Origin of the sequence: Streptomyces sp. HUAS 31, assembly GCF_028198125.1 — a bacterium.
GTDB lineage: Bacteria > Actinomycetota > Actinomycetes > Streptomycetales > Streptomycetaceae > Streptomyces > Streptomyces chartreusis.
Window position 1 is genome coordinate 7,754,183 of record NZ_CP116353.1, and the last position, 12,050, is coordinate 7,766,232.

The window sequence follows — 12,050 nt, forward strand, 5'->3', positions numbered from 1 at the left end:
CCCGCCCGTAGAGTCGAAGACGGTTGATCGCACTCGAAGGCGGGAGGTGACAGGGCGTATGAACGACATGGCCACGATGGCCGAGAGGGCGGGGCGGGACGTCCCCGTGCGGCTCGCGGCCGTCTTCCTGCCCGCACCCCTTCCGCGCGAGGGGCGGATCGCCTTCTGGGACCCGGAGGGCGGCCCGCTGCCCGCCGAGGACACCGAGCTCACCGTCGTACGACGCCATGGCGCGGGAGTCCGCCGCAGGACCGCCCCCGCGCTCACCCTGCCGCTAGACGACGCCCTGCCGCTGCTCGTGCGGGCGCGGCGGGACCCGGCCGCCCACCCCGCCACCGCCTGCTGGGGCGCCGCCGCCCTGCACGCCCTGCGGCTCACCGCACGCGGCCGGCTGCTGCCCGGCCTGACGCCCACCGGCCACGACGCCTGGCGCGCGGGCCCCCTCGACCCCGACGACATCGCACACCTGCGCGCGGTCGCCGCGGCGCTGCCCCACGAGGGCCACGCAGTCCCCCTGCCCGGCCCCGGCCCGCTGCGGCTGCCCGAACCGGAGGCGCTGATGCGCGCCTTCCTGGACGCGGTCGCCGACACCCTGCCCCGCACCCCGGCCGCGCCGCACGTCTCGGGGAAGCCCTTCGCCGCGCGCCCGGCCCAGCGGCTGCCCGGCGCCCACGACTGGGCGGCCGAGGTCGCCGCCGGCATGGACGCGGGCGTACGGATCTCACTGCGCCTGGACCTGTCGGCGTACGACCTCTTCGACGACCGCGACGACGGCGCACGCCGCGCGGGCGCGGCCGTCGTCCAGGTGCACAGCCTCGCCGACCCCACCCTGGTGGCCGACGCGGCCGCCCTGTGGGCCGGTCGGGCCGACGACGCCTTCGGGCCACGTGCGCGGGTGGACGCGGCGCTGGCGGTGCGCCGCGCGGCCCGGGTGTGGGCCCCGCTCGACCGCCTCGCCGAGCAGGACGTGCCCGACGTGCTGGCCCTCTCCGACGAGGAGTTGGGCGACCTGCTGGGTGTGGCCACCACCCGCCTCGCGGCGGCCGGGGTGGCCGTGCACTGGCCCCGGGACCTGGCGCAGGACCTCAGCGCGGCGGCGATCGTACGGCCCGCGCCGGGCTCGGCGACCGATGGCACCGGGTTCTTCGAGAGCGAGGAACTGCTCCAGTTCCGCTGGCAGTTGGCGATCGGTGGCGACCCGCTCACCGAGGGCGAGATGGACGCCCTCGCCGAGGCGCACCGTCCGGTCGTCCGGCTGCGGGACAGCTGGGTCCTGGTCGACCCGGCCCTCGTCCGCAAGGCACGCAAGCGCGAACTGGGCCTGCTCGACCCGGTCGACGCACTGTCCGTCGCCCTCACCGGCACCGCGGAGGTCGACGGCGAGACGGTCGAGGCGGTGCCGGTCGGCGCACTGGCGGCCCTGCGGGACCGGCTCACCGCGGGCGTACGGCCGGCCGAGGCACCGCCGGGCCTGCACGCCACCCTGCGCGACTACCAACTCCGGGGCCTGGCCTGGCTGGACCTCATGACATCCCTGGGACTCGGCGGCTGCCTGGCCGACGACATGGGCCTCGGCAAGACGATCACGGTGATCGCGCTGCATCTGAAGCGCGCCCGGACCGCCCCGACCCTGGTGGTCTGCCCGGCGTCCCTGCTGGGCAACTGGCAGCGGGAGATCACCCGTTTCGCCCCCGGCGTCCCCGTCCGCCGCTTCCACGGCCCGGACCGCACCCTGGACGACATGGACGGCGGCTTCGTCCTGACCACGTACGGCACCATGCGGTCGACGGCGCCGACGCTGGCCGAGCACACCTGGGGCATGGTCGTCGCCGACGAGGCACAGCACGTGAAGAACCCCTACTCGGCGACCGCGAAGGCGCTGCGCACCATCCCGACGCCCGCGCGCGTGGCGCTGACCGGCACACCGGTGGAGAACAACCTCTCCGAACTCTGGGCCCTGCTCGACTGGACGACACCCGGCCTGCTCGGTCCGCTGAAGTCCTTCCGCGCCAGGCACGCGCGTGCCGTGGAGAACGGTGAGGACGAGGAGGCGGTGACCCGGCTGGCCCGCCTGGTGCGGCCGTTCCTGCTGCGCCGCAAGAAGTCCGACCCGGGGATCGTCCCCGAACTGCCGCCCAAGACGGAGACCGACCACCCCGTCCCGCTCACCCGTGAACAGGCCGCGCTCTACGAGGCCGTGGTGCGTGAGTCGCTGCTCGCCATCGAGACCGCGGAGGGCATCGCGCGCCGGGGGCTGGTCCTGAAACTCCTGACGTCCCTGAAGCAGGTCTGCGACCACCCCGCGCTGTATCTGAAGGAGGAGACCCCGGCACCGGCCGTCGGCCTCGCCGCCCGCTCCGGCAAGCTGGCCCTGCTGGACGAACTGCTCGACACCGTGCTGGCCGAGGACGGTTCGGTGCTGGTCTTCACGCAGTACGTGGGGATGGCCCGCCTGATCGCCGCCCACCTCGCCTCCCGGGCGGTACCGGTGGAACTGCTCCACGGCGGTACGCCCGTCCCGGACCGCGAACGAATGGTGGACCGCTTCCAGGAGGGCGCGACCCCGGTCCTGGTGCTGTCCCTCAAGGCCGCCGGCACCGGCCTCAACCTCACCCGGGCCGGCCATGTCGTCCACTTCGACCGCTGGTGGAACCCGGCGGTCGAGGAACAGGCCACCGACCGTGCCTACCGCATCGGCCAGACCCAGCCCGTCCAGGTCCACCGCCTCATCACCGAGGGCACCGTGGAGGACCGCATCGCCGAGATGCTCGAATCCAAGCGAGCCCTGGCCGACGCGATCCTCGGCTCCGGCGAGTCGGCCCTCACCGAACTGACGGACCACGAGCTGTCCGACCTCGTGTCGCTGAGGAGGGAGTCGTGACGGGGGCGGGGGAGTGGAGGAGTTCGGAGGGCGAGGAGCCGGAGTTGCAGCACGCCCCGTCGGCGGAGGGCGAGGAGTCGGAGGTGCCGCACGCCCCGTGGGCGGAGGGCGAGGAGTCGGAGGTGCCGCACGCCCCGTCGGCGGAGGGCGAAACGAGTCGGCGCGAGGACACAGAGCACCGGCCGGCCGATGCCGCACGCCGTGCGCTGCGGGCCGCCCGGGAGCGGCGGGAGTCCGAGCAAGAGGCCGCTGCGGGGGACGAGTCGACCGCAGGGGAGGACAAGCGGCGGGTGGCTCGGCCGGGGGATGCCGCTCGTGCTGCGGTGCGGTCCACGCGAGAGCCTGACCGGGATCGAGCTCACGGTGTGGGCGGCGTGGGTGCGAGCTCTGCCGATGGCCCGGACGTCGTGGAGGGCGGACGTGACGTTCCGCGGTCCGGGGCACCCCGCGTGTCGAGCGAGGACGCGCGTAGGCCGGGAGCGCATCAGCAGGGCGCGACCCGCCCTGGCGCAGAAGCGGACCGGGTCGAGGCGGACCCGTCGGGCACACCGACCGAGCCCGGCACCGAGTCGCCCGCCCCAGCGTCCGGCCGTCCCGGTCCGCGTCCTGGGGACGCCGCGCGTGAGGCGTTGCGCGCGGCCTTGGAGGAGAGGCGACGGGCCGAGTCGGAGGAAGGGGGCAAGGGAGTTCGGCGCGCCGGCACTTCGCGTCGGTCCGCGTCACCGACCCGTTCCGGAGCCGCGGATCGACCCCGACGGGAGGCGGACGGCGAAGACGCCCGGCAGCGAGGGAGCGAGCCGCCCCGCCGGCCGGGCCGTGCTGCCGACCGTATGCGTGTCCGTGACGTACAGAGCCTGCTTGCCGGTGCCTTCATGATGCCGTCCTCGGACCCGCCCGAGGACGACGAGGATTCGAGCCCGCCCGATCCGGCCGACGACTCGCGACCCAACCCGGCGAGTCCTTCCTCGGCCATGCCCGATCACCTGCGACGCAACCCGGCGAGTCCGTCCTCCGTCGCGCCCGATCACCCCCGGCACCCCGCCGCGCCGCCCACCGACGGCGACCCTTTCCCTGCCCCCGCATCTCCGCCCGAGTCCTCGCCCCCTTCTCCCGCCTCGCCCCCTTCTCCCGCCTCTCCCTCCACCCCTCCGCCATCCCCCCTCCCCGCCAGCCCCAGTCCCCAAGTCCCCCGATCCATGGCCGCCCCCTCCCGCGATGGCGAACTCCGGCGTACCTTCCCGGCTTTCGCGGCGCGCCCCGCGGATGACACCCGGTTCGCCGAGAGTTGGTGGGGCGACGCCTGGGTGACCGCGTTGGAGCAGGGGGCTCTCGATGTCAAGCGGCTCGCGCGGGGACGGGGTTACGCGCAGGAAGGGCATGTCGATGCCATCACCGTGACGCCGGGGCTGGTGCTGGCGTACGTGCGGGGGAGCCGTCCGCGTCCGTACCGCGTGCAGGTGCGGCTGCGGACGCTGGACGACGCCGACTGGACACGGTTCCTGGACGCCGTCGCCGAACGGCCCGGCCACATCGCGGCGTTGCTGGACAAGGAGATGCCGCAGTCCCTCGCCGACTGCGGGGTGCCGCTGCTGCCGGGACCGGGCGACCTGGACCCCCGTTGCAGCTGCCCCGACCGGGGCCACCCCTGCAAACACGCGGCCGCCCTCTGCTACCAGACGGCACGCCTGCTGGACGCCGACCCCTTCGTACTGCTCCTGCTGCGCGGCCGCGGTGAACGGCAGTTGCTCGACGCGCTGTCCCGGCTGAGCGCCGCCCGCGCGGCCCGGGCCGCACAGGAACAGCAGCCCGCGCCCCTCGCGGGCGTACGTGCCACCGAGGCACTGGACCCGGAGCGTCGGCTCCCGCCCCTCCCGGCCCCCTTGCCAGCGCCCCCGCACCCCGAGCAACCGCCCGTCTACCCGGCGGCCCCGGGCGGCCCGGACCCCTTCGCGCTGGATCAGTTGGCGACGGACGCCGCCGCTCGCGCCCACGCCATGCTCGGCACCGGCCGTGACCCGGTCGCCGAACTGACCCTGTGGCAGGACGCGGTACGGCTCGCCGCCGCCCGCCCCGGTTCGGGCCTGACCGCCGCCACCCGCGCCCTGTACGCCTCCCTGGCGGCAGCCACCGACCGCACCCCGGCCGACCTGGCCCGCGCGGTCGCGGCCTGGCGGCAGGGCGGGCTCGAAGGGCTCGCGGTCCTCGAAGAGCCCTGGGACCCGCCGGCCGGCCGCTTCGACCGGGCCCGCCCGCTCCTGCTCGCCGCCGACCTACCGGCCTTCCGGCCCTGGCACAACCGCCTCACCCACCCCCGCGGCCATGTCCAACTCCGCCTCGGCCGCGACGGTCTGTGGTACCCGTACGAGTCGGAACCCGGCCACGACGACTGGTGGCCACGCGGCACCCCCGACCTCGACCCCGTCGGCGCGCTCACCGGTCTCGACCCGGCCGGCGCCCTCGGCGACCTCGGGTTCATGCCGCCGGAAGCTTGACCCGATCATGCCCCGCACCGACGACCGCCGTTTCCCGGGAGCAACTACACTGCCGCGTTGTCGCCAGGCGGCACACAGCAACTGGCCCGAAACGAACGGTGGGAGAGGCCATGGCAACGGGGGGATGGGGTCCCGGACCCGGCTCGGGACAACCGGGCGGCAACGGACCCGGCGGCCAGGGCTGGGGCGCCCCGTACGGACCCGGCCCGGCGCCCAACGGCCCCTACGGGCCGGGCAACGGCGGCAACCCCTACGGCCCGCCCCCGCCGAACCCGAACCCGTATCCCAACCCCCACCCCAATCCGTACCCTTACGGACCGCCGCCCGGCCGTCCCGTACCGGTGGCACGCCGCCGCAGCTGCCTCTGGTACTTCTCGCCGCTCTTCCTCGCGGTCCTGCTCCTGCGCTCCGCGCACCGCGTCGCCACCAAGCTGTTCGTGCACGAGAGCGGCGACCGGATCGTGGACCGCACCGTGGACCGCGTGCAGGTGGCGCGCACGGTGCTCGGCGCGCTGGCCACCATCGGGCTGATCCTCGCCTACGGCGTGGAGAAGGACCGTTGGAACAACGCGGCGGAGACGGGCTTCGCCAACGCGATCGTCACGCCGTTCCTGCTGATCTGCGCCGGGCCGCTGGTCATCCTCGGGTTCATCTACTACGCGCCCCCGCACCTGAGGCCGCACCTGCGCTCACGCCTGCGCGCCCCGCTCAAGGCGGTCGGCTGGTTTCTGCTGTCCCTCGCCGTCGTGGCCGCGATCATCTACTTCGTGGGCAGCAGCGGGGTCATGGAGAGCAAGAACCCGTGGCTGGTGGTGCCGGTCGCGCTCGTCACCATGGCCGCCATCTTCTGGGGCCTGCCGTTCCTGTTCCTGGCGTCGCTGTACTCCGCCCGCAGCGCCTTCAACACCGCCCATGTGCACCCGATGCTGCCGCCCGTGGTCACCGGCATCCTGGTCTGGCTCCTCGCGATCTTCAACCTGATCAGCGAAGGCATGCCCGCGGGTCCGCCGGTGGCCCAGTTCTGCTCGGTGCTGGGCGGCCCGCTGTCGGTGACCGCGGTCTCGGCGTGGGAGATGTGGCGGCTGCGCACCCGGTACGGCGTCACCGTCCGAAGCTGAGCCGAACCTCCGTCCCGTGAAGGCCGTGTGAGAGTTCCTCGCCGATCTGCGGGAGCCAGGTGTGAGGACGTGGGGTCCGTGGGGCCGGTATTCGGATGCGGACGTTAGCGTGGAGCGGTGAGTGAGACGAAGACCCCCGCCCTCCAGTACCGATTCGACGGCCCGGAAGATGCCCCGGTCCTCATCCTGGGCCCCTCGCTCGGTACCACCTGGCACATGTGGGACCGGCAGGTTCCCGAGCTGACCCAGCAGTGGCGTGTCTTCCGGTTCGACCTGCCGGGACACGGCGGCGCGCCCGCCTACCCGGCGGGCTCCGTCGCCGAACTCGCCGAACGACTGCTCGTCACCCTCGACGGCCTCGGCGTGCAGCGCTTCGGCTACGCGGGCTGCGCGCTCGGCGGCGCGCTCGGCATCGAACTCGCCCTGCGCCACCCCGAGCGCATCGCCTCGCTCGCGCTGATCGCCGCCTCGCCCCGCTTCGGCACGGCGGACGAGTTCCGGCAGCGCGGTGTGATCGTGCGCACCAACGGCCTCGACCCCATCGCCCGCACCTCGCCGGACCGTTGGTTCACCAACGGCTTCGCCGCCGCCCAGCCCGCCATCACGGAGTGGGCCGTGCAGATGGTGCGCACCACCGACCCCGGCTGCTACATCGCCGCCTGCGAGGCCCTCGCCTCCTTCGACGTACGGTCGCAGCTCGCGGGCGTCGCCGTGCCCACGCTCGTCCTCGTCGGCTCGGACGACCAGGTCACCGGCCCCGCCGAGGCCCGCACCCTGGTCGCCGGCATACCGGACGCGCGGCTCGCCGTGGTCCCCGGCGCCTCCCACCTCGTCCCGGTCGAGCAGCCCGCCGCCGTCACCGACCTGCTGGTGCGGCACTTCTCCACCGCCTGGCAGCCCGCCTACGACTCCACGACCGGCCAGATGGCCATCGTCGCCGCCCCCGTGAAACCGGTCCTGGCCCCCGTGCCGTCGCAGCCCGCGCCCATCGCCGAGATCGCCCCGGCCGTCGTACCGCAGCAGACGACGACGGGGCGGGCGGATCCGTACGACGCGGGGATCAAGGTCCGTCGTGAGGTGCTCGGCGACGCGCATGTCGACCGGGCGCTGGCGCAGGCCGACGACTTCTCGGGGGACTTCCAGGAGCTCATCACCCGCTACGCGTGGGGCGAGATCTGGGGCAGACCCGGCCTCGACCGGCGCTCCCGCAGCTGTGTCACCCTCACCGCCCTGGTCGCGGGCGGCCACCTGGACGAACTCGCCTTCCACACCCGCGCCGCCCTGCGCAACGGCCTCACCCCGGACGAGATCAAGGAAGTGCTGCTCCAGGCGGCCGTCTACTGCGGCGTACCGGCGGCCAACAGCGCGTTCAAGGTCGCCCAGAAGGTCATCAGGGAGGAGACCACTCCCGAGGAGTGAGCATCGCCGGCGGGTGCGCGCAAGGATGGACCCATGAAGCTCACGAAGAAGTCGCACTCCTGCGTCCGCCTGGAGAAGGACGGACAGACGCTCGTTCTCGACCCCGGCGGGTTCAGCGAGGAGGACGCCGCGGTCGGCGCGGACGCGATCCTCGTCACACACGAGCACCCCGACCACTTCGACGAGGCGCGGCTGCGGGCGGCCATGGAGGCCGACCCGGCCGCGCAGATCTGGACGCTGAAGTCCGTCGCCGAGCAGATCTCGGCGGCGTTCCCGGGCCGCGTGCACACCGTCGGCCACGGCGACACCTTCACCGCCGCCGGCTTCGACGTCCAGGTCCACGGCGAACTGCACGCCGTCATCCACCCGGACATCCCGCGCATCACCAACGTCGGCTACCTCGTCGACGGCGGGCGCCTCTTCCACCCCGGCGACGCCCTCACCGTGCCCGACCACCCGGTCGAGACGCTGATGCTCCCGGTGATGGCGCCCTGGAGCAAGATCGCGGAGGTCATCGACTACGTCCGCGAGGTCAAGCCGCAGCGCGCCTACGACATCCACGACGCCCTCCTGACCGACCTGGCCCGGCCGATCTACGACCGCCAGATCGGCGCCCTGGGCGGCTCGGAGCACCTGCGCCTGACGCCGGGGGACTCCGCGGAGCTGTGACCGGCCCCACCCCGGGCGGGACCGGGTTGTCAGTCCCGCCCGGTAGGTTGTGAGACATGCGCATCGCGACCTGGAACGTGAACTCGATCACCGCACGCCTGCCGAGGCTCCTGGCCTGGCTGGAGAGCAGCGGCACCGACGTGCTGTGTCTCCAGGAGGCCAAGGTCGCCGAGGACGCCTTCCCGTTCGAGCCGCTGCGCGACCTCGGCTACGAGGCGGCGGTCAACGCCACCGGCCGGTGGAACGGCGTGGCGGTGCTCTCCCGCGTCGGCCTCAAGGACGTCGTCAAGGGCCTGCCCGGCGACCCCGGCTACGACGGCGTGCAGGAGCCCAGGGCCATCTCCGCGACCTGCGGCCCGGTCCGCGTCTGGTCGGTGTACGTGCCGAACGGCCGCGAGGTGGACCACCCCCACTACGCCTACAAGCTCCAGTGGTTCGAGGCACTGAAGGCGGCCGTCGCCGGCGACGCGGGCGGCAGCCGCCCGTTCGCGGTGCTGGGCGACTACAACGTGGCGCCTACGGACGACGACGTCTACGACGTGGCCGCCTTCGAGGGCCTCACCCATGTCACCCCCGCCGAGCGCGCCGCCCTGACGGCGCTGCGCGAGTCCGGCCTGTCCGACGTGGTCCCGCGCCCCCTGAAGTACGACCACCCGTACACCTACTGGGACTACCGCCAGCTCGCCTTCCCCAAGAACCGCGGCATGCGCATCGACCTGGTCTACGGCAACGAGCCGTTCGCCAAGGCCGTCAGCGACTCCTACGTGGACCGGGAGGAGCGCAAGGGCAAGGGTGCCTCGGACCACGCACCGGTGGTCGTGGACCTGGACGTCTAGACGCCCCTCGGCAACACCAGCCCGTCCGGCGTTTGAGGACGAGGCCGTTCAGGCCGATACGGGGGGTCCGGGGGCAGCGCCCCCGGCCGGTCACGGCACCAAGGCCCGCAGGTCGATGGAGTCGGCCAACGCGGCGAGCCCCGCATCCCCGGGATGCAGATGGTCCCCGCTGTCGTAGGCGGGAAGCATCCGGGAGGGCTGTGCCGGGTCCCGTACGACCGCGTCGAAGTCGAGTACCCCGTCGTACACCCCGGCGCCGCGGATCCACGCGTTGATCTCGACGCGCTCGGCGTCGGCCGCGGCGGTGCAGCGCGCCTCGCCCGCGCACGGCAGGATCGTCGCCGCCAGCATGTGCAGCCCCCGCGCGTGCCCACGGTCCGCGATCTCGCGCAGCCCGGCGATCACCTGCTCCGCGGTCGTGTCCCAGCGCACATCGTTGATGCCCTCGAACACGACGGCCGTACGCGCCGACGTCTGGGCCAGCACATCGAGGTCGAACCGGTGCAGGGCGCTCACGCCGGCCGTGTCCGTGGAGACGCCGTCCCCGGGATAGCGGTCGGAGACCACACGGTTTCCGGAGATGCCCTGGTTGAGCACCCCATAGCGCGGGACCGCACTCTGGTTCAGCAGCCGGGTGGCCAGCACATTGGGCCACCGCCGGTTCGCATCCGTCGTGGACTTGTCGCCGTCGGTGATCGAGTCACCCAGCAACACCACGGACCCCGGCCCGCCGCCCACGTCGACGCCCGTCAGCAGCGGCCAACTGGTGAGCACGGTCGGATAGGCGGAGGCGCCGAGGTCCGCCGTGTGGTCGCCCGGCCCGCTCACGTACGACCGCTGCTGCGCGAGCCGGTGCACGGGTGCGGCCGGCACGGTCCCCGGCAGATGGAAGCTCACCAGCAGGTTGGTGTCCGCGGGCACGGCGAAGCCGAGCGGATCGCTGTACGCCTGCGCGCCCGCCGGGACCTCCACGCCCGCCGCGCCACCGAACGACACCCGGACCGGCGTCGCCTTCGCCGCCGCGCCCGACTGCTGCACCGCCACCGTGGCGCCACCGATCCGCACCGGCCCCGCGGCGAAGGTGTTGTCGAACCGCAGCCGCACCCGCGGACCGCCCGCCGAGGTGTGCACGACCAGACGCATCGTCCGGTCGGTCCACGGCCCGACGGTCGGATAGCCGCCGGTCGCCGCGGCCCAACTCCCCGTCCAGCCCGGGGCCGGGGACCGCACCGCCACCGCGAACACATGCAGCCCGGTCGCCTGCGGCAGCCTTACGGAGGCGACCGGGCGCCCCGGTACGAGCGGCACGGTCACGACGTACAGCCGTGCCCGTTCGGCGAGTTGGCCGCCCGGTGTGTTGATGTGGGGCAGGGCGACAGCCTTGGTGGCGAGTGGGCCGGTGCGCCAGTCGGGGGCGGTCAGCCGGTACCCGGACCGGGCGCCGTCGGCGTAGACCACCGTCCCCGCCGCGCCCACGTCGATGCCTGCCGTGCCCGCCACCAGGAAGGCGAGCGCGTCGCCGTGGCCGCGCACCCGCACGTCCTGCCCGGCGGCGAGAACGTTGTCGGGCTCGCCCGGCTGCCGGTCGGGCCAGGTCAGCCGGGCGCCCTGCACGGTCAGCGCGCGACCCGGCGTCCACCCGGCGGCGGCCAGGTCCTGTGCGGACAGAGAGGCACCCGACCCGTCGAAGTCGGCTGCGGCGGGCCGGGCGTCGTCACTGACGGCCGTGTTGTCGAAGAGCCGCTCCAGCGCGAGCGGCACGGCTCTGCGCTCGCCGGCCGCATGTGCGGAGAAGCCCGGCACCAGGGCTGCGAAGAGGGCAAGGACGACCGCGGAAATCCACACACATCGGCGCACGGCCGACTCCTCCCGTTCACGACCGCTCAGGACTGCGTATGACTGCGCATGACAAGTTCGGGCAGGACACTCAGAAGAGAAGTTCTTGCGAGATTTTCAGGTGTGAGTCGTTCCGACGAGACGCATGACGCACGGAGAAGTTAGAGAGGCACCCGTGACCCGTCAACGAGCCATGCCACAAGTCGGCGTGAACTCGACCGGAATCGACGGTCCGCGCGCCTGTGGTGCGTTCGGCCGTGCGAATGACACGCTGTGCGTATGAAGATCCCTTTTCTTGGCCATCGGCCCGAGAAGCGCGGGGCCCCCGACCCCGAGGGCATCGCCGAACTGCTCTCCGAGTGCGAGCTGCTGCGTTCCCACGCGTCCCGGGCGGGGATCCAACTCGATGACACCGTGGCCTCGTTGGAGGCCCTCGATCAGCTGCTGCCGCGCTGGCGGGACGACGAGGAGATCCTGCCCTGGCTGGGCAACGACGCCGGGCTGTACCTCGGCACCGTCATCGTGCGTACCGTGCCCGGCGCCGCCTGGGAGATCTGGCCGGACGGTCAGCCGGTCGTCCGGCTCGCGTCCGGCCGGGAGTTCGACGTCGTCGCCTCGGGGCGGGAGTGGGCCGTGAGCGGCGTGCCGGAGCTGTCGCAGCTGTACGCGGAGGTCGCGGAGGCATGAGCCCCGGGCCCCGGGGTGCGGCATAAGTGCCAAGTAAATACGGCTTATGTCCGAAAAGTGCGTGTCGTCCAATAAGTCAGCTCTTGTCCCGCTAGTTTGCGGTCATCGCTGT

The 12,050-nt window shown here is 73.3% G+C and carries 8 protein-coding genes; 7 read left to right on the forward strand and 1 reads right to left on the reverse strand.

All coding sequences use genetic code 11. The annotated features are described in order from the left end of the window. The first annotated feature begins 58 nt into the window (after window positions 1-58). The 6 genes from PGH47_RS34370 to PGH47_RS34395 all read left to right on the forward strand — a co-directional run bounded on the left by PGH47_RS34370 (window position 59) and on the right by PGH47_RS34395 (window position 9,415). Window positions 59-2,881, forward strand: coding sequence for a DEAD/DEAH box helicase (locus PGH47_RS34370; protein ID WP_271666636.1), 2,823 nt, complete (start codon window positions 59-61; stop codon window positions 2,879-2,881). A 290-nt stretch (window positions 2,882-3,171) separates the two neighbouring features. Further along, the gene (locus PGH47_RS34375; protein WP_443048625.1) at window positions 3,172-5,373 is read left to right on the forward strand and encodes an SWIM zinc finger family protein; all 2,202 of its coding nucleotides are present in this window, start codon (window positions 3,172-3,174) and stop codon (window positions 5,371-5,373) included. Window positions 5,374-5,483: 110 nt separating this feature from the next. Then, complete coding sequence (locus tag PGH47_RS34380; protein WP_271666637.1) at window positions 5,484-6,491, forward strand: hypothetical protein; 1,008 nt, start codon at window positions 5,484-5,486, stop codon at window positions 6,489-6,491. A gap of 117 nt (window positions 6,492-6,608) precedes the next feature. Next, window positions 6,609-7,910 carry a bifunctional 3-oxoadipate enol-lactonase/4-carboxymuconolactone decarboxylase PcaDC gene (gene pcaDC / locus PGH47_RS34385; RefSeq protein WP_271666638.1) on the forward strand — a complete coding sequence of 434 codons (1,302 nt, stop codon included), beginning with the start codon at window positions 6,609-6,611 and terminating at the stop codon, window positions 7,908-7,910. 33 nt (window positions 7,911-7,943) lie between these two features. After that, window positions 7,944-8,579, forward strand: coding sequence for an MBL fold metallo-hydrolase (locus PGH47_RS34390; RefSeq protein WP_271666639.1), 636 nt, complete (start codon window positions 7,944-7,946; stop codon window positions 8,577-8,579). A gap of 56 nt (window positions 8,580-8,635) precedes the next feature. Further along, complete coding sequence (locus PGH47_RS34395; protein WP_271666640.1) at window positions 8,636-9,415, forward strand: exodeoxyribonuclease III; 780 nt, start codon at window positions 8,636-8,638, stop codon at window positions 9,413-9,415. 90 nt (window positions 9,416-9,505) lie between these two features. Here the strand turns inward: PGH47_RS34395 and PGH47_RS34400 are convergent, their stop codons facing one another. Next, a complete protein-coding gene (locus PGH47_RS34400; RefSeq protein ID WP_271666641.1) occupies window positions 9,506-11,272 on the reverse strand; it encodes an SGNH/GDSL hydrolase family protein in 1,767 nt (588 codons plus the stop codon). 258 nt (window positions 11,273-11,530) lie between these two features. Here PGH47_RS34400 and PGH47_RS34405 point away from each other — a divergent pair, with 258 nt between their 5' ends. Then, window positions 11,531-11,938 carry a DUF6278 family protein gene (locus PGH47_RS34405; RefSeq protein ID WP_107907914.1) on the forward strand — a complete coding sequence of 136 codons (408 nt, stop codon included), beginning with the start codon at window positions 11,531-11,533 and terminating at the stop codon, window positions 11,936-11,938. Window positions 11,939-12,050: the final 112 nt, after the last annotated feature.